Origin of the sequence: Lunatimonas lonarensis (assembly GCF_000390185.1) — a bacterium.
GTDB classification, from domain to species: Bacteria; Bacteroidota; Bacteroidia; order Cytophagales; family Cyclobacteriaceae; genus Lunatimonas; species Lunatimonas lonarensis.
The window spans coordinates 1-18,909 of sequence record NZ_AQHR01000122.1; the positions used below are offsets into that span (position 1 = coordinate 1).

The window sequence follows — 18,909 nt, forward strand, 5'->3', positions numbered from 1 at the left end:
TAAACCTTCGAGGTCAAAAAAAGACCTCAAAAGGTTACCTGCCCAACCTTTGGGGTTTTTAGAACCCCGAAGGTCTTTTGTAGAGGCTAAACCTTCGAGGTCAGAAAAAGACCTCAAAGGTTAGAAACCAACCAACGTTTCTAATCTCGCCAACTGAATTTCCCTCTCAATCCTCGTATTCAGCAGATTCAACCTGAAATCCAGTAATTCTCTTTGGATACTCAAGATCTCTTCGAAGGAACTGCCTTCCGTCGCGTATGAAGTCACGGAGAGCTCCAGTGTTTGCTCGGTCAATTCAATTTGATCTTCCAAGAGTTTGATTTTCCTATCTGCATCTTTGACGGACGCAAGAATAATCTCAAACTCAGTTTCCAGATTTCTTTGCAGGTCTTCTTGTTGCCTTTCATTGGCTTCCCAGTATAGCTTGGATTCTGCTTCCATGGCTTTGTACTTTTTGCGGTAAATCGGCAGGGAAACCGTTGCCATCGGCATGATCATGTTGTTGCCCATACCAGCTGGCATATAGTACATACCATCCTGATGGCCGACCATGCCAGATTCTTGTCTAAATGAAAAGACCATGTAATTCAATCCCAACCCAAACATCGGCTTACCTTCCAATTTGGCCATTTCACCTTGCTTCTGATAGGCTAAACCTTCTTTTTCCAGCATCAACAGCATGGGATTGGTATCCATAATTTGCTCGAGCATTTCCACTTCCCAACCCATGGCTTTTTGACTTTCCAATTGGCTTTCTATGGCTACAACTTCGTTTTTATCCCTGCCCAGAAGTTGATTGAACCTTACTGTCAAAGGGCGCTTGTCCACCTCCAACTGTTCCAAATCAGACTCTAAAGCTTTGATCTGAACTTGCAGTCGGAGTACATCCGTGAGTTTACCGGAACCTCCACCTGAGCCCATACTGTTCATGCCAGCACCTGAGGATTGCCCTGAAGAAGTAGCGGAAGAACCTCCACCTCCCATGCCCATGCCATCATCTCCATTACTCTGTTGGTTTCCCCGTGTTGGCCTTCTTACCGCTGAAGACACAGATGAAACAGCCTCAGAAGTACTTCCTCCCTGATAGCGGATGATAGCCAATTGCTCCAAGGATCTCAAAATCTCCAAATTGGATACGGTGATGTCAATGGTGTTTTGCAATTGCTGCAATTGAAAGTAAGTCTCTTTGACCTGATAGAGAAGCACATTCCGCTGCTGCCGGAATTCTTCGTACTTGGCTTCCGCCATCAGCGTAGCTTCATCCTTCTGCGTCCTGAGCATCCCAAACCAAGGGAACATCTGCATGATCGAAGCCTCCGCCCGCTGATTCCCCATCAGTAACTCCATCGGTCTGGTAAAAACACCAATATTCAATTGCGGTGATTCAAGGCTTACTTGGTTTGTTTTTTCTAATGAAGCCTGATACCCTTTAAAAGATGCTTGAAGTCCGGGGTTATTTTCGGCTGCTTCTTCTAGGTATTGGTCTAAAGTTTGACCTTGGGCTAATCCTATATTCAACAGCCAAATAAACACTAGGAATAGATATTTGTGGATATTGGATATTGATTGATATTGAAATGTGATAGAAACAGGTGGAAATTTAATTAAGAATAGATATTGTTGGATAACTTGTTCCGATTTTTCGGAATTTGATATTAATAGATAATATTTCACTAGAGAACCCTTTGTATTAATATTGAATACCCCCTTTGTATTAAGCTTTTTCGATTCGTTTTTCATTTCAATTCCTTTTTTGAATTGTAAATAGATTGAATGTAGTTGTTGAGTTTGAGTGAAAGTTTATCAGATACTTGCTTGAATTCACCAAACTCCTCCTTTGGAATAATTTCTCTTTCAAGCATTAAGCTTAACCAGTGATTAACAGATTCAATCATAGAACCTCTGCTATTGTAGAGAAACCTGATTCTATCCAGATAATGAAACCGACCATAGGAATCGGCAATATTTGCCCCAATAGAATCTGTCGATTCAATAAATTGATCACCAATAATTTTTCGTGTCTGCCAATCCATTTTTTTATAAATAACCCATCCCTTCCGCGACAGCTCTCTTGACAATTTATACACCTCCAAATCCTCCAATTTTATATACCCCTTTTTCTCTTCCATAACATTAAAAGATTACTTAAACCAAAGACTACTAATAACATTTACCCCATCCCCTCAACTGCCAACTAGCTAAATATTCAAATTAAACTCCTGAAGACCAGAATAATATCTATAAATATCTAATATCAATGAATATCCATAAAAAACACTTCATCACTTTCCCCAATCCAGTTAAACATCTGATTTCAAAATCAATATCCACTAATATCCAATATCAATGAATATCTTTTTCACCCCCAACAACTTCTCCCGAATCAAATAAACCCCTGAAATCCAATACAATATCTATAAATATCTAATATCAATGAATATCCATCAAAACCCTTAAGCACTTTCCTAAAACCAAATAAACGTTTGACACCAAAACCAATATCCACCAATATCCAATATCCATTTATATCAATTCTGAATCTATCTCCTAATTTGATACTCCATAAGTTTCCCATAAAGCACCGGCACAATAAATAGTGAGATAAGCGCCACCGTCATCCCCCCAAATGCCGGAATGGCCATAGGGATCATGATGTCGGAGCCTCGGCCTGAACTTGTCAGTACGGGAAGCAAAGCCAATAAAGTGGTTGCTGTTGTCATCAGACAAGGTCTTACCCTTTTCAATCCAGCTTCCAGCACTGCTTTGCGAATTGCTTTGATGTCTTCTGGCTGGGATTTTTCGAAGCTTTGTTTAAGATAGGTACCCATCACCACCCCATCATCGGTAGCGATACCGAAAAGGGCGATAAAGCCCACCCAAACTGCCACTGAAAGATTGAAGGCGCGTATCTGAAAGAGTTCCCGCATATTGGTCCCCAAGAAGTTGAAGTCAAAAAACCAATCCTGACCATACAACCAAACCATCATAAAGCCTCCTGAAAATGCCATGGAAATGGCTGAGAAGATCATCAAGACCATGGCTGTGGAGCGGAATTGCAGGTAAAGTATCAGGAAAATCACCGCCAAACATAGTGGTATCACAATCGCCAAGCGCTTTTCGGCACGGATATGATTTTCGTAACTTCCGGAGAAAGTGTAGGATACCCCGGTAGGCACTTTCAACTCACCGCTGTCAATTTTTTGTTGGATAAAGCTGCGCGCATCATCTACCACTGAACCCTCAGCAAAGCCATCTCGCTTATCAAAAAGCACATAGCCCACCAAGAAGGTGTTTTCCCCACGGATCATCATTGGCCCAGGTCGGTAATTGATCTCTGCCAACTGACCCAAAGGAATCTGTGCACCCGTAGGCGTGCTGACCAAAATCCGCTTCAAAGCCTCAGGATCATCCCTATACTCTCTGGCATAGCGGGCACGTATGGCATAGCGCTCCCTGCCTTCTACCGTAGTGCTCAAGGTCATTCCGCCTATAGCCACTTCGATAAATTCCTGCACATCGGCAATGTTCAGCCCAAACCTACCCAGTTGGGTTCTATCCAAATCAATCTCCAAATACGGCTTGCCCAAAGATCGGTCTGCAAAAACTGCCTCAGCTTTTACTGAAGGCACTTCTTTCAGCACCGATTCCAACTTCAAGCTGAAATCCTCTATGGTTTCCAAATCGGGGCCATACACTTTCATCCCCATAGGGGCGCGCATTCCCGTCTGCAACATCACCAAGCGGGTTTCGATCGGCTGGAGTTTAGGCGCGGAAGTTACCCCGGGAAGATTGGAGGTTCGCACCTGGATTTCATCCCAGATATCATCAGGCGTGCGGATTTCATCCCTCCACTGACGGAAGTATTGACCACGTCTTTCATTTGGCACCAAGTATTTGGCGACATTTCTAATTACCGACCTGCGCTGGGATTCCTCCATGTAATTCTTTTCATCATCCCAAATGGCTCCATCCTGACGGTCATACCACCAGGTCTTCCCATTAACTTCAAGCTGATAATTTCCCTCCCGATCTACTTCAAATCGGAGCTTGCGGGCATCATCACCCTGGATGTATTCGGTCTTGTAATTGATGATATTTTCATACATGGACATGGGAGCGGGGTCAAGCGGGCTTTCTGCACGGCCTGCCTTACCAACCACCATTTCTACCTCCGGAATGGCCTGCACCAACATATCAAGCTGCTTTACAATCTGCATATTGGCCTCCACGCCGGAGTGAGGCATGGAGGTAGGCATCAAGAGGAAAGAACCTTCATTCAAGGCTGGCATAAACTCCTTGCCCATGCCGGGAAAAGTATGGGTCAGACCCGACCAAACAGTTGTGGTGCGGATATTGACTCCCAATTTGTCAAAACCGGTAGCCACAAAACCGAAAATATTTCCAAACCCTATCCAAATATTCAAAGCCAAAAGGATAACTGTCAACGGGATCAGTAAAAATATTTTAGCGTTTTCCAAGCACCAATTTAGCAGTTGCGCATAGTAGCGGATAAACAAGGCGAATATCCCCAAAACCAAACCGACCACCAGACCGATAAAGAGAAAATTGATAAATACAGATTGGGGCAAGCCCAATGGTCTCCACTCAATCGCCAATAAAACGGACACCGCTACTACTGCTATCAGCATGGCGATCTGATTTTTGTAGCGTCCATCTTTTGTTTGTTTTGGGAAAAAGTGATGGATCAAATGATTGGCTGCAAAAACCAACAAGACCCAACCTGCCCAAGGGAAATAGAACAATAGCACAAAACCCAAAACTGCCATGGCTATATTCAGCACCGTCTTATAACTCTTGGACTTCACTTTCGCTCCAAACACCCAATGGGCAAAAGCCGGCATAAATACCAAAGTAAAGATCAACGCTGCGATCAAAGCAAAGGTCTTGGTATAGGCCAATGAGCCGAACAACTTCCCTTCCGCTGCCTGCAGAGTAAATACGGGCAAGAAGCTGACAATCGTCGTCATCACAGCCGTCAAGATCGCCGAACTCACCTCTGTGGTCGCATCATAAATGATCTGGAGTTTGGACTTTTTATCATCAGACTCATCGAGATGCCTAAGTATATTTTCATTCAGAATAATCCCCAAATCCACCATGGTTCCAATGGCGATGGCAATCCCGGAAAGTGCCACGATATTCGCATCCACCCCCACATACTTCATCATGATAAAGCACATCAAGACTGCCAATGGCAACAATGCGGAGATCAAAATCGAAGCCCGAAGGTTATACACCATCACCATGATCACAATGATGGTAATCAAAATCTGCAAGCTGATGGCTTCACTAAGCGTATTCAAGGTTTCCTTGATCAGGCCAGAACGGTCATAGAAAGGCACTATAGTCACCTTGGAGACCGTACCATCTTCCAGCGTTTTGCTCGGAAGTCCTGGGGTGATTTCATCGATTTTAGCTTTAAGTGCATCAATTACCTGAAGGGGATTGTCTCCATACCGGGCCACTACCACGCCACCTACTGCTTCAGCACCACCCTTGTCCAAAATAGCCCTTTCCGCCCTACTTGCCGGTCCAATATTCACTTTGGCAATATCCCTGATTCTTAAGGGAACGTTGTTGCTGGTTTTGACTACCGCCTTTTCGATATCCTCCAGAGACTTCACATAGCCCAAGCCTCTTACGATAAATTCCACCTGATTGATCTCCATGGTATTGGCACCGATATCGAGGTTGGATTGCTTGATCGCATTCATCACCTGCATCATAGAGACGTTGTGGGCCTTCAAGGCCACAGGGTCCAGGTCAACTTGGTATTCCTTGACATGACCGCCGATGGTCGCCACCTCTGCAACCCCTTCAGTTCCCGCCAATCCATAGCGCACATAGTAATCCTGAATGCTCCGGAGTTCGTGCAGGTCCCAACCACCGACTGGATTGCCATTTTCATCTCTTCCTTCAAGTGTGTAAAAATATACTTGCCCGAGACCTGTGGCATCAGGCCCGAGTTTGGGTTGTACTCCCTCAGGAAGCAATCCTGACGGTAGGGAATTGAGTTTCTCCAAAATCCTGGATCTGCTCCAGTAGAACTCAATATCCTCTTCGAAGATGATATAGATGGAAGAGAACCCGAACATGGAAGTGCTTCGGATGGATTTGACTCCTGGCATTCCCAAAAGGGAAGTAGTCAGCGGATAGGTAATCTGATCTTCTACATCCTGAGGAGAGCGTCCCATCCAATCGGTAAAGACGATTTGTTGATTTTCCCCGATATCCGGAATGGCATCTACCGGCACAGGGTCATTAGGAAGGAAACCAGTGTTCCAGTTAAACGGTGCCGTCACGATTCCCCAAGCCACTACAAGGACGAGTAAGATGACGGTGACCAGTTTATTTTCGAGGAAGAATTTTATGATATTATTTAACATAAATTCTGAATTTAGTTTAATCCATCTGCAACTCTTCTGAGTGGTGGAGGCAGATATTGATGGATACTTGTCCGCCTGCGGCGGACTAGATATTGGTGGATATTAAATTTCTAAAATTGTGTCTTCAAACCGATTTTAAGTAATAAAGAAGCGGATTAGACCTGCCAGGTTTTAGAAACCTGGCAGGTCTTCTCAGAAAATCACATTGTGGATAACTTGTTCCGCTTTTTCGGAATTGGCACTAATTCACAACTTTGCTAGGATAAAGAGGTGAAATAGAGGGGAGGCTGTGGCTAGACCTGTCAGGTTTTGAAAACCTGACAGGTCGTCGATCTGGATCGACAAACTAGAAGAAATCGAATTGAATCTTTGAGCCTTCGTGCCTTCGTGGCAATCCCTTTCTACATAGGGTAAAAAATCAAATCAGGAATACCTGACAAAAAATATAAATCGGTGTGTCTTGAAATATCGGGGGAGAAGAATCAGCAAAGGCTGTTTTCTCTTCAAAAACAATAAAATTTATAGGCAATTCAAATCTAACCTCGGCATTCAGCAACTCAAAAGTCTGAGGTTGGAAATTCAAGACATCGGAAACCTGCTGATCGGTATTGGGAAGCTCCAAATTGGAGACATCATCACAGCAACCTGACATCGGTTCCTCCGATTCGCAGCAGGTTTTGCTTTCGGCATACAGGTTTATCCTTTCAAATCCGCCATCACAAAAATGCATAGAATAGCTTAGACCTGCGTTGAAAAACACATAGAAAACAAGGAGTGCTATTTTGATGAATGACTTCACGAAGATTGTTTACGATACCAAGGCAAGAAGGTTACTTTCGGTAAAGGTAAAGAATTTCAGCGAACAATACCCATTGATTTCCTAGTAGTATATTAATTGCTTATCAAGTGCGCGATGCCGCTCAACGTGCTTCCCTGCCCAAGAAATCGGGGTACCTTGTTATTGGAAATTTTGTTCGATTACCGTATTTTTTTCACGGTCGAGATAGGATAAAAAGGCTTCCGCTACTGGTGAAAGCCTTTTACTTTTCAGGTAGATCAGATTCCAATAAGTACAAATGGGAAGACCCTTTACCTCAATAACTTTTAGATCACCTTGCTTTAGTTCATTTTTTATTCCGATAACTGGCATGATAGAGCAACCCAGTCCGGCCATAACTGCTTGTTTTACCGCTTCATTGGAGGTCAAAACCAACATTTTCTTGATTGGCACTTTATGGTCATTTAGGAATCCCTCCATCGCCAATCGGGTTCCCGATCCCGATTCCCGGTATATGAGGGTGATATACTGGAAGATTTCGATGCCGGAAACACCCAATGGAGGTTGAAAATCCCGTCCCGCCACTAAAACCAGCCTATTCTCCATCAACGGCACCGCGTGCACGGGGACTTTGTCTGGAAGTATTGAAACCAGGGCAAAATCGATTTCATTATCCACCAAGCTCCGGACTACCTGAGCTTTGTTGGTCACGTCAAGTTTCAATTCAATCTGTGGGTTGCCACGCAAAAACCCTGACAAAAAAAATGGAATCACGTATTTGCCGGTCGAAACAGAAGCAATCTTCAAACGACCGGAAAGCTGTCCCTTATAGGCTGCCAACTTATAATTTATCGCATTTACCTGATCGATGATTGCTTGCGCAGCAAATGCTATCTCTTGGCCAAAATCAGTAACATACAACTGCCTTCCAACCACCTCGGTAAGTGGAATATCAAATTGATCCTGAAAATTTTTCAACTGGATAGAGACCGCAGGCTGAGTGAGGAAAAGCTCCTCCGCTGCCTTGGTGATACTTTTGGTTTCTGAAACCTTCAAAAACACCTGTAGCTGATGGAGGGTAAAATTCATAATCGTTTATACATATCATTAAAAACATAAATAAAAATAAATGAAATGAAATTTCAAAATTTGCAAAAAAAAATAAATCGCCATGAACAGAATCCTGAACCTTATCTGTCCTACAAGTCATCTTGAGTCTTTTATTGCCAAAAAAACGGCAGGCAGAAACATAGCCAATTACTACGTTACTTCGTTAGGAGTAGCATTGCATTTGCACAAAAAGGATGATGCGGAAAACCTAAAAACGATCCTGTCCCAATATGAAATCGAGGAAATACACCTTTTTCAAGACGTGTTTTGTCCGTTTATTAAAAACACCTTGGAAAAAAAGAGACCTTCGGAGTTTTATATTGACCGGATCCTTGAAAAAATCCTGCATGAACAGATCCGTCAAGAGGAATTCTGGAAAGCCGACTACCGCTCAAAAGCTGGACAGCTAGCGGAAAAAAACCTGCTGCTGCAGATCCAATCCATCCACCAAAATCCCTTGCTAACAGACTACATCACAAAACAAAAACTCTTGTTAAAGGGAATCATTATTGACAAATCTGAAAACAAAATCTTACGGGAACTAAGCTATTCCCCCAAAATATCGGCATGAACTTTCAACTTTTAGCGGATAACCTTACCAATCCCGCATTTTTGTTTTTTGCACTGGGGTTACTCTCTGTTCAGCTCAAAAGTGATCTGAACATACCCCAGAATTCCAGTAAGTTTATTTCGCTCTATCTCCTTTTTTCTATTGGATTCAAGGGCGGGCAGGAGCTGGCTCACAGCGAGTTCAGTCAAGAAATCATATGGGGGATACTATTTGGGTTACTGATAGCTGCTGTCATACCTGTTTTTTCCTTTTATTTGTTAAAGAGGAAACTGGGGATTGAAAATGCGGGAGCGATTGCCGCAGCCTACGGATCTGTAAGTGCCGTAACCTTCGTAACTGCGGTAGGCTACCTTGAAAACCTGCATATACACTTCAGTGGCTATATGGTGGCGGTAATGGCATTTATGGAAGCGCCTGCAATTATCGTCGGCGTATTGTTGGTTCGCCTGTTTTCCCCTCTATCTTCCGCCACAGGGTCGTTGAAGGGCACGATCAAGCATGCGGTCACGAATGGTAGCGTCATCTTGATATTGGGGAGTCTGGTGATTGGAACACTGACAAGCGATGCAGAAGCGGAAGGGATCAAACCATTTACCACAGACATATTCAAAGGGTTTTTAGCTATTTTCCTATTGGACATGGGAATCAACAGCGGAAAAAAAATCAAGGACTTTTTGGCTTACGGTTGGTCTACGACGGCTTTCGCAATCTTAATGCCACTCATCAATGGATTATGGGTGTCTTGGTTTAGTCAGTATATTACGGCTGAGACGGGTGACCGCTTTATGTTTGCTGTATTGGCGGCCAGCGCCTCTTACATAGCTGTCCCGGCGGCGATGAAAATAGCTGTTCCAAAAGCAAACCCTGGGATATTTCTACCTATGGCACTGGCAATCACCTTCCCATTCAACATTACCATTGGGCTTCCCCTCTACTATTGGGCTGTTTCCGTGTTTTGAAAAAGGGGTAAACGGTTGTATATTGGCCAAAAACACCAATGGCAAAACCGCTTTTCGTCCTGTTTTTCGCTACGGCGCTTGGCTTCCTGGCCCAGAATGCCAAAGCCCAACTATCCGAAGAGATAAAAACGGCAGCTCAAATTTACGCTTTTGCACAAGTCAACGAGGATCTTGATATGATCCTGGACATGACCTATCCCAAATTGGTGGAAAAAGCAGGGGGAGCCGAAAATATGAAATCGATGATTGCTCGACTTCGCGAAGCAGAAGCTGCTAAAGGCCACCGCCTTAAGGAGCTTTTGATAAAAGATCCTATCCTTTCAGCAAGGGTAGGAAATGAAATCCACGCCATCGTCCCGATCCGTTCCTCAATCATCGTTCCCGACGGGCTGCTTACCATCGAATCCTCACTCATTGCCGTAGACACAGAAAAAAGAGAAAATAGGTACTTTATTGAGACCAGTGCCTTGGATGATCGAAATGTCCAGAAAGTTCTCACTACATGGGATGACTCCCTGACACTACCAGCAAAAAAACCCACCGTATTTCAGGACACCAATAAGCTATTGGAGTAAGCTGGCAGAGGTATTAAACTATTTCTTTCTCATTTTCTCCATAGTATCCCAAAGTTCTTGTGGCACCGCTTCGAAACCGTTGAACTCCCCTGCTCCTTTTAACCATTCACCACCGTCTATGGTCACCACTTCTCCGTTAATAAACGCAGAAAAATCAGACAACAAGTAGGCCGCCAAATTAGCTAGTTCCTGGTGCTCACCTACCCGTCCCAAAGGCACCTTTTTTGCCGGGTCGAACTTCTCCGCCAACGAACCAGGCAATAACCTTGACCAAGCACCTTCGGTAGGAAAAGGACCTGGGGCGATGGCGTTTGAACGAATTTTATACTTGGCCCACTCTACGGCAAGAGACCGCGTGATAGCCAAAACGCCAGCTTTGGCGGCGGCACTGGGTACCACGTAGCCGGAACCCGTGAAAGCATAAGTGGTTACTATATTGAGAAAATTACCAGGCAACCCATTCGCAATCCAATGCTTTCCTGCCGTCAGCGTCAGGTTAGCCGTCCCCATAAGTACAATATCCACGATTACCCTAAATGCACGGGCCGAAAGACGTTCCGTCGGACTTATGAAGTTGGCAGCAGCATTGTTCAACACCGCGTCCACCTTACCCAAGCGGGCAATTGCCTCAGAAAACATTGAATCCACGGATGCAGGATCACTTACGTCGCAAACCAGCGGAACGACCTCTCCACCATACGCTTCCATTAACTCAATTGAGGCCCTATCAAGAACTTCCTTCTTTCTACTGGTAATGACAACCTTTGCGCCGAGCTGAAGAAAATAGGCCGTCATTGACTTACCCAAACCAGTTCCCCCACCGGTTACCAGAATTACCTTGCCAACTAGGGCATCAGCTTTCAACATTCCTTCGTTGTAGTTCATATGTCTATAATTTGCTTTTCAGTAAGCATAACGTGTTTTCCAAACGATTGGCTTAATACAGGTGCCCGATAGGCACTGCCGTTCGCTTGAAAGCTCCCTTTTTCCTATAGGGGACGAACGGGACCATTAGATCTTTTACAGCCGGAACTGGAACCGTTAATCCGATCCGGTAATCCAACTATCGTTAAGTTAGGCTAAATTTGTCGACCGACGCAACATTCCAGAAAAAAACGTACGCATGAATCGATCTTTTCTCCCTATCATTCTTTTGCTGATCGCTGTTGGAGGCCCTTCCTGCCAATCAGATCAAAATATACGGCTCGAAACAGACCAATCCTTCGAAGGGGAAGAATTATACCTCGTATCGAAAGTGTTGGACGAGCACCTACCGTTTATCTTGCAACGCCCAACCTTTTTTCTCGATGAATCCGTCCAAGAAAAACTCTCGGACTGCCCGGTCATAACGATTGAGTCTTTCCAGCACATCACGCTGACTTTTGATCCATCGACCTGCCCCGCCCCAGCCAATAAACGTAAGGGCAAGATCGACCTTTTCTTTTCCAATACTCCCATGGCTGTGGGCGAATATGTTGTCATAACATACGATGACTATGTATTTGAAAACCACCCATTGGAAGGTCGAAGAACCCTGAAACTGACGGCAATAAACCGGGAACGTAGGGTTTACGAGGAAGTAGGTTCAGATATTATGGTAACCAACCCAAACAACCATAGCACCCGGATACGCCCTTCTTTTACATTCGAAATAGCTGAAACCGGCGGTAACCTGTCCAACCTTACGGTTCGCGGAGGGGCATTGGGCAGAAACCGAGGTGGAAAGACCTTTGAGATCAATATCGCAGAGCAAAAATCGTTCAATAGCCAATGTGTAACCCAGCCTGTTTTCAGGCCGGTATCCGGTGTGGAACGTTGGGAAATCGCACGAAGCAGCACTGGTAATGTAGTCCATCAGCAGACCTTTCACACAGATGGTGAGTGCCTGACCCATGCAATCATACGGTTGCACGAAGGAGTAGAAATGAAAAAGACACCGTAAAGCAAACGGTGTCTTTTTTGTGAAAGAGTGCCACTGCCCGTGTTAGGTAGGGTGCCATACATCACACTGGATTAATATCGGTAGTATTCCGGCTTGAAGGGGCCGGATATCGGTACACCAATGTAGTTTGCCTGTTCGTCTGTCAACACCTCCAGATCAACGCCAAGTTTGGCTAGGTGAAGAGACGCCACTTTCTCATCCAGGTGCTTGGGTAGCACGTACACGCCTGGCGCATACTGATCCGAATTCGCCCATAATTCAATCTGTGCCAACGTTTGGTTGGTGAACGAATTAGACATCACAAAGGAAGGGTGTCCGGTCGCACAACCCAAATTGACAAGCCTACCTTCCGCAAGGACAATGATGTCCTTCCCTTCAATATTATATAAGTCGACCTGGGGTTTGATCACATCTTTGGTATGGCCATAATTCGAGTTCAACCACGCCATGTCAATTTCATTGTCAAAATGTCCGATGTTGCAGACGATGGCCTTATCCTTCATCGAGATGAAATGCTCCTTTCCAATAATGTCCTTGTTTCCCGTCGCGGTAACGATGATGTCTGCCTCCTTCACAGCATCCGCCATTCGCTTAACGGCAAATCCATCCATAGCTGCTTGCAATGCACAAATAGGGTCAATCTCCGTGACGATCACCCGGGCTCCCGCCCCTCTCAGTGAGGCAGCAGACCCCTTGCCTACGTCACCATATCCGGCTACTACCGCAACTTTCCCTGCCATCATTACGTCGGTAGCACGACGGATTGCGTCAACAAGGGACTCCTTACATCCATACTTGTTGTCAAATTTAGATTTGGTCACCGAGTCATTGACATTAATAGCAGGGAGTGTAAGGGTCCCCGCTTTCATACGCTCGTATAGTCTAAGTACCCCCGTAGTCGTTTCTTCCGACAGCCCCCTGATTCCCGACACCAATTCGGGGTACTTGTCAAACACCATATTTGTCAGGTCACCGCCGTCGTCCAGGATCATATTCAAAGGCTTCCTATCATCTCCAAAAAAAAGCGTTTGCTCTATGCACCAATCAAACTCATCTGCATTCATACCCTTCCATGCATACACACTTATTCCTGATGCTGCGATGGCGGCAGCTGCATGATCCTGGGTTGAGAAGATGTTGCAAGATGACCATGTCACTTCTGCACCCAAAGCCGTCAGTGTCTCGATAAGCACCGCGGTTTGAATGGTCATATGCAGGCATCCGGCAATTCTTGCACCTTTAAGAGGCTGGGAAGGGCCAAACTCCTCACGCAATGCCATCAACCCGGGCATTTCACTCTCTGCTAACCTGATTTCTTTGCGCCCATACTCAGCAAGAGACAAATCTTTTACTTTGAACTTTATGTATTTCTCTGTTTGAACTTCTGACATCACCTAATTTTCTTTTTTGATAACCTACTACTAATTAATCCACAAATTTAACTAAATGCCCCGCAAAATAAAATTTTGGAATCAAAGGAATTTGATTGTCTTAACTGAGTAACGGCACCTTTCGCCGTTTTGTTTTTCGATCACCAACTGGCCGTCCGCTTCCACGTCCACTATCCTGCCCATAAAGGGTACCCCGTCATCAAACCAAGCCATCTCACGGAAACGAAAAAGGTGGCGCAGGTAGTTTTCCCTAATAACGGTAGTTTCTGAATTGATTAGCAAGAAACAACACCGCTCTATCGATGGTAGCAATCGCTCCAGCAGTGATCCCAAATCAAACTGGCTGCCCGTAATTAACTGTAATGAGGTTGCTCCCGGAAAGGGAAAATCCCGTTGGTTCACGTTTATCCCAATTCCCACCACACTGTAATCTACTTGTTGCCCAACGATCGAATTCTCGATCAACATGCCTCCCACTTTGCCCATTCCTTGGTGAACAAAATCATTGGGCCATTTGACGAAAATCTGCTCACTTACTTCCCTTAGCACCTCGAAGACACCCATTGAGACCGCCTGACTCAAAGGGAACAGAGACGAAGCAGACATGGTTTTGTGCCTGAGTACAACCGAAAAAGTAAGGTTTTTGCCAGGTTCGCTAAACCAACGGCTCGCACGCTGCCCTCTCCCCTTGGTTTGGTTTTCGGCACATACCACCATCCCGTGTGTTGCCCGATTTGACCGGATAAACTCCCACGCTACTTCATTGGTCGAATGACACTCTGTCAGGTATACGACATCTTTACCTAAAAATTGAGTATTGGCAAGGATTTTATACACGATAAATTAGTAACTTACTTTCTTATTCAAGATATTTAAAACGCTAACCCACCCGCTGAGGATTGCTTGGCTAGAAGGAAAACAAAATTAAGGATAATATATGACGGCAGAGGAGCTGAGCAGGGTAATAATTAAAGGTATGGAGGAAAAAAAGGCCTCCAACATTGTACTGATGGACCTACGGGATATCGACCAATCGATGACCGATTTTTTTGTGATATGTTCAGGAAGTTCAAATACTCAAATTGACGCAATATCGCAGTCTATTGAAGAGGAGGTAAGCAAGGCAAACAAAGAACAGCCATGGAAAAGTGAAGGGAAGGCCAATGGACAATGGATACTGATCGACTATGTCAATGTTGTGGCCCACATCTTCCTTGAAGACTCCCGCAGGTTTTACCGCCTGGAAGACTTATGGGGCGATGCAAAAGTTACGGCAATTAATTAATGGATTTGAACTTTCGTTTTTTAATTTCGTTTTAGAGACAAATTAGGCTATTAATAAAAGTAAAATGAGCGATAATAATAAATCGAAAAAATTTATTCCAAAACCTCCACAAAAACCTAATTTTCAGCTATGGCTGATCATTACGGCGGTCATTGTGTTGATAGGAGTAACCTGGTTTAACCAGAATACCGCCGTCATCGAAATCACCATGAAACGTTTTGAGGACATGGTGCTGGCAAATGATGTCAAAAAAGTAGTGGTTGTCTACAACCAGAATTACGTAGAAGTTACCATAAAAGAAGATGCCCTGAGCAATCAACGCTACAGGGACGAGCTGGAGGGTCAAAATCGCTTTTACAATGTAACAGGACCGCACTATAAAATCAATATCGCGGATGTTGCTAATTTTATAGAAAACTACACAAACCTTGAAAGCAAATTGCCCGAGGATCAGCGGGTAGGATATACCGCCAAAAAGGAGGAGAGCTGGGGAAATTGGATCTCATCATTTGGGTTTCTGATCTTGATATTTTTCCTTTTCTGGATGATGATGCGCAGGATGTCCGGACCTAGTGGTCCGGGCGGACAGATTTTCAATGTAGGAAAATCCAAAGCACAATTATTTGACGCCGAAAACAAAGTCAAGGTAACCTTTGATAACGTGGCAGGCCTGGACGAAGCGAAAGAAGAAGTAGAGGAAATCGTTGAATTTTTGAAGAACCCTTCCAAATTCACCAAACTGGGTGGTAAAATACCCAAGGGAGCTCTTTTAATCGGACCTCCAGGTACCGGAAAAACCCTTTTGGCTAAAGCTGTAGCCGGAGAAGCAGGCGTTCCTTTTTTCACCCTATCCGGGTCGGATTTCGTAGAGATGTTCGTTGGGGTAGGAGCGGCAAGGGTGCGGGATCTCTTCAAACAAGCGAAGGAAAAGGCTCCTTGTATTATCTTTATCGATGAGATTGATGCAATAGGCCGATCCAGAGGAAAAGGCCAAATGCCAGGCTCAAATGACGAACGGGAAAACACCCTTAATTCCCTTCTGGTAGAAATGGACGGATTCGGCACAGATTCCGGTGTAATTGTACTTGCTGCCACCAACCGTCCCGATGTATTGGATTCGGCGCTGCTTCGAGCCGGTCGCTTTGACCGTCAGATCAGCATTGATAAGCCGGATATCGTCGGACGTGAGGCAATTTTCAAAGTCCATCTGGGCCCGATCAAGACAGCGAATGATGTAGAGCCTAAAAAACTGGCAGCTCAAACGCCCGGTTTTGCCGGTGCCGAGATTGCCAACGTATGTAACGAGGCCGCGCTGATAGCCGCCCGTAGGGACAAGTCCGCGGTGGATATGCAGGATTTTCAAGATGCCGTAGATCGTGTGATTGGAGGACTTGAAAAGAAAAACAAGATTATTTCTCCAGAGGAAAAAATGATTGTAGCCTACCACGAAGCAGGTCACGCAGTCGCTGGCTGGTTCTTGGAGCATGCAGATCCCTTGGTCAAAGTGAGTATCGTACCGCGGGGCATCGCGGCTTTGGGCTACGCACAATATCTTCCAAAGGAGCAGTTTCTCTACCAAACCGAACAGCTGATCGATGAGATGTGTATGGCCTTGGGTGGTAGAGCAGCCGAAGAGATCGTTTTTGGAAAGATTTCGACCGGAGCACTCTCTGACTTGGAACGAATCACCAAAATGGCCTACTCCATCGTTTCTATCTACGGAATGAACGAAAAAATAGGTAACGTTTCGTTTTACGACAGCAAAGGTGGAGAGTACAAATTCGACAAGCCTTACTCAGAGGCTACGGCACAAACCATCGATGAAGAAGTCCGAAAGCTAATCAACTTTGCCTACGACCGCACCAAAACACTGCTTTCGGAACGTCGGGCCGAATTGGAAAACCTCGCCAAAAAACTGCTGGAAAAAGAGATCCTTTTCCAATCCGACCTAGAGGCCATAATTGGTAAACGACCGTTTGACAGAGAAACCACTTACGAAAAATTCACGAAATCGGTGGATGCTAGGGAATCAGAAAACCCGCAAACACCAGATCCCTTGGACGGTTCAGGAGCCGAACTTGGTGAGGACGTAAAAGCAGACACCATCGAAAACAAAAGCAATTAGACAGAATCGGTTTCACTGATTTAAAAAAAAGGGAAGGCTTACTTCCCTTTTTTCTTTTTTACAGGCATATTCATTTATCAAGAATCCATTTTTTTTTACCTTTACCCGTTCCATACGTACTTTGCATGAACATCACGCTCAAGGAAAACCAAAAAATATTTTTCGCTTCGGACTTTCACCTTGGCACCCCTTCGGCCTCATCTTCTTTAGACCGAGAAAAAAAAATCATACGGTGGCTGGAATTGATTGAAAAGGAAGCAGCGGCGGTTTTTCTTTTGGGAGATCTTTTCGACTTTTGGTTCGAATACGACACGGTGATTCCAAAAGGATACCTTCGGTTTCTAAGTAAAATCACACAGATGCGGCAGCAGGGAGTTCCTGTCTTTTTCTTTACAGGGAACCACGATTTATGGATGAAGGATTACTTCACCCAAGAGCTCGATATACCGGTTTTCCATAATCCCATTTCACTTCAGGTAAACCAAAAGAAATTTCTTATCGGACACGGAGATGGGCTGGGACCGGGAGATAATACCTATAAGGTATTAAAGAAGATCTTTACCAATCGCTCTTGCCAATGGCTGTTTAAATGGTTGCACCCCGATGTGGGAATCAGGCTTGCAACCCGTTGGTCGAAACGGAGCAGGATCAACAATTCACTTAAAGGAGAAGACGAGTTCAAAGGAAAGGAGTCCGAATGGCTTTATTTGTATTGCCTCGATATGGAAAAGAAAATGCATTTCGACTATTATGTTTTTGGCCATAGGCATTTGCCCCTTAGTATTCCTGTAGGAAATTCATCCATGTATTTTAATTTGGGCGAATGGGTCAGCCAATATCACTACGGGGTTTTTAACGGACACGGATTTCAGCTTATAAACTTCAAAGGATGAGGTGGATGAGGTGGTTGGCGGTTTTGTACCTTGGCATGCAGGGTTCTTATGCCCAGACCCTTGACTGGCAACTTCTGGGATCCATTTCTAATAAAGTAGTTGACCGGCTTTCTACCGACAAAAATAGCTACGTATTTATTGCTGATCGAGAGGGAAACATTACACAATTTAGTGCCTTGGGAGATTCCCTAAACTTTTATTCACCTGCCATACGTTCTCGACTGACTATTTTGGAGGCTGAATGGACGGTCAATTTGTTTCTGTTCTCAGCAGATTTGCAGCAATTTGAATTTTTGGACCGATTTTTACGACCACTCACAACCATCGGTAATCTCAGTAAACATGGATTTGGCGTCATCAAGCAGGCCACTTTAGGTAATGGAAATGTCCTATGGCTGATTGATGAAAATCGTTTAAGCCTGATAAGATGGGATTTCAGACGGCAGGCCATTCTCCAAGAACAACCTTTCTCGACGGTGCTGGAAGGCGATTACCATCAGATAACTGGCTTGGCTGAACGCAAAAACCTACTTTTCCTTCATTCAAAGGGAAAAGGCGTATTTATATTCGATAATCAGGGAAATCCCATTACTCAATTACGGGAAATTCCGGACGTAGACCTCTACTTTTCCGATGACTATATTTATTACATTCATGCTGGAGAGATCCACCGAGTATCCTATGTAGCCAATTTAAAAGAGTCTACTCCACTACCGAAAACCACTTATAAAAAAATCGTTGTATCCTCAAAAAGCGTGCTACTGGCTACTGACAACGGCGTTGATATTTACGCCCTTCACCCAGGTTGGTAACTCCCTTGTTTTCAACACCTAAGCCCTTTTTGAAAATTAAAAATAAGGAAAAATTCAAGGC

16 protein-coding genes are annotated in these 18,909 nt (G+C 44.5%); 8 read left to right on the forward strand and 8 right to left on the reverse strand.

What is annotated here, in order from left to right:
* Nucleotides 1-120: 120 nt before the first annotated feature.
* From ADIS_RS21515 to ADIS_RS21535, 5 genes are all read right to left on the reverse strand, one after another.
* Entirely contained in the window at nt 121-1,533 is a 1,413-nt protein-coding gene (locus ADIS_RS21515) for a TolC family protein (RefSeq protein ID WP_010856852.1), read from the reverse strand.
* A gap of 203 nt (nt 1,534-1,736) precedes the next feature.
* The gene (locus ADIS_RS21520) at nt 1,737-2,129 is read right to left on the reverse strand and encodes a four helix bundle protein (protein ID WP_010856853.1); all 393 of its coding nucleotides are present in this window, start codon (nt 2,127-2,129) and stop codon (nt 1,737-1,739) included.
* 411 nt (nt 2,130-2,540) lie between these two features.
* Nucleotides 2,541-6,407 (reverse strand): efflux RND transporter permease subunit, encoded by a 3,867-nt coding sequence (locus ADIS_RS21525; RefSeq protein ID WP_010856855.1) that lies wholly within the window; start codon nt 6,405-6,407, stop codon nt 2,541-2,543.
* Nucleotides 6,408-6,825: 418 nt separating this feature from the next.
* Complete coding sequence (locus ADIS_RS21530) at nt 6,826-7,206, reverse strand: HYC_CC_PP family protein (protein ID WP_010856856.1); 381 nt, start codon at nt 7,204-7,206, stop codon at nt 6,826-6,828.
* A 159-nt stretch (nt 7,207-7,365) separates the two neighbouring features.
* Nucleotides 7,366-8,274, reverse strand: coding sequence for a LysR family transcriptional regulator (locus tag ADIS_RS21535; RefSeq protein ID WP_010856857.1), 909 nt, complete (start codon nt 8,272-8,274; stop codon nt 7,366-7,368).
* Nucleotides 8,275-8,356: 82 nt separating this feature from the next.
* Between ADIS_RS21535 and ADIS_RS21540 the strand changes: the two genes are divergently transcribed.
* Genes ADIS_RS21540 through ADIS_RS21550 form a run of 3 tightly spaced genes read left to right on the forward strand, consistent with a single transcriptional unit; the run spans nt 8,357 to nt 10,400 of the window.
* On the forward strand, nt 8,357-8,866 hold the full coding sequence (locus tag ADIS_RS21540; RefSeq protein WP_010856858.1) for a hypothetical protein: 510 nt from the start codon (nt 8,357-8,359) through the stop codon (nt 8,864-8,866).
* Nucleotides 8,863-9,825 (forward strand): sodium-dependent bicarbonate transport family permease, encoded by a 963-nt coding sequence (locus ADIS_RS21545; RefSeq protein ID WP_010856859.1) that lies wholly within the window; start codon nt 8,863-8,865, stop codon nt 9,823-9,825. Before ADIS_RS21540 ends, ADIS_RS21545 begins: the two co-directional genes overlap by 4 nt.
* Before the next feature lie 38 nt (nt 9,826-9,863).
* Nucleotides 9,864-10,400, forward strand: coding sequence for a hypothetical protein (locus ADIS_RS21550; protein ID WP_010856860.1), 537 nt, complete (start codon nt 9,864-9,866; stop codon nt 10,398-10,400).
* Nucleotides 10,401-10,418: 18 nt separating this feature from the next.
* Here ADIS_RS21550 and ADIS_RS21555 read toward each other — a convergent pair whose 3' ends face one another.
* Complete coding sequence (locus ADIS_RS21555; RefSeq protein ID WP_010856861.1) at nt 10,419-11,285, reverse strand: SDR family oxidoreductase; 867 nt, start codon at nt 11,283-11,285, stop codon at nt 10,419-10,421.
* 238 nt (nt 11,286-11,523) lie between these two features.
* Between ADIS_RS21555 and ADIS_RS21560 the strand changes: the two genes are divergently transcribed.
* Nucleotides 11,524-12,342 carry a hypothetical protein gene (locus ADIS_RS21560; protein ID WP_010856862.1) on the forward strand — a complete coding sequence of 273 codons (819 nt, stop codon included), beginning with the start codon at nt 11,524-11,526 and terminating at the stop codon, nt 12,340-12,342.
* 71 nt (nt 12,343-12,413) lie between these two features.
* On the opposite strand, the gene ahcY is transcribed toward ADIS_RS21560, so the two are convergent.
* Both ahcY and ADIS_RS21570 read right to left on the reverse strand, forming a co-directional pair.
* Entirely contained in the window at nt 12,414-13,733 is a 1,320-nt protein-coding gene (gene ahcY / locus ADIS_RS21565) for an adenosylhomocysteinase (protein WP_010856863.1), read from the reverse strand.
* An 81-nt stretch (nt 13,734-13,814) separates the two neighbouring features.
* A complete protein-coding gene (locus ADIS_RS21570) occupies nt 13,815-14,570 on the reverse strand; it encodes a biotin--[acetyl-CoA-carboxylase] ligase (RefSeq protein ID WP_035807272.1) in 756 nt (251 codons plus the stop codon).
* Between the two features lie 100 nt (nt 14,571-14,670).
* Between ADIS_RS21570 and rsfS the strand changes: the two genes are divergently transcribed.
* The 4 genes from rsfS (at nt 14,671) to ADIS_RS21590 (ending at nt 18,848) form a co-directional block, all read left to right on the forward strand.
* Complete coding sequence (gene rsfS / locus ADIS_RS21575) at nt 14,671-15,018, forward strand: ribosome silencing factor (protein WP_010856865.1); 348 nt, start codon at nt 14,671-14,673, stop codon at nt 15,016-15,018.
* A gap of 64 nt (nt 15,019-15,082) precedes the next feature.
* Entirely contained in the window at nt 15,083-17,143 is a 2,061-nt protein-coding gene (ftsH, locus tag ADIS_RS21580; protein ID WP_010856866.1) for an ATP-dependent zinc metalloprotease FtsH, read from the forward strand.
* A 125-nt stretch (nt 17,144-17,268) separates the two neighbouring features.
* Complete coding sequence (locus tag ADIS_RS21585) at nt 17,269-18,036, forward strand: UDP-2,3-diacylglucosamine diphosphatase (protein WP_010856867.1); 768 nt, start codon at nt 17,269-17,271, stop codon at nt 18,034-18,036.
* A complete protein-coding gene (locus ADIS_RS21590; RefSeq protein ID WP_155907691.1) occupies nt 18,033-18,848 on the forward strand; it encodes a hypothetical protein in 816 nt (271 codons plus the stop codon). The genes ADIS_RS21585 and ADIS_RS21590 overlap by 4 nt, the downstream gene beginning before the upstream one ends.
* Nucleotides 18,849-18,909 lie beyond the last annotated feature (61 nt).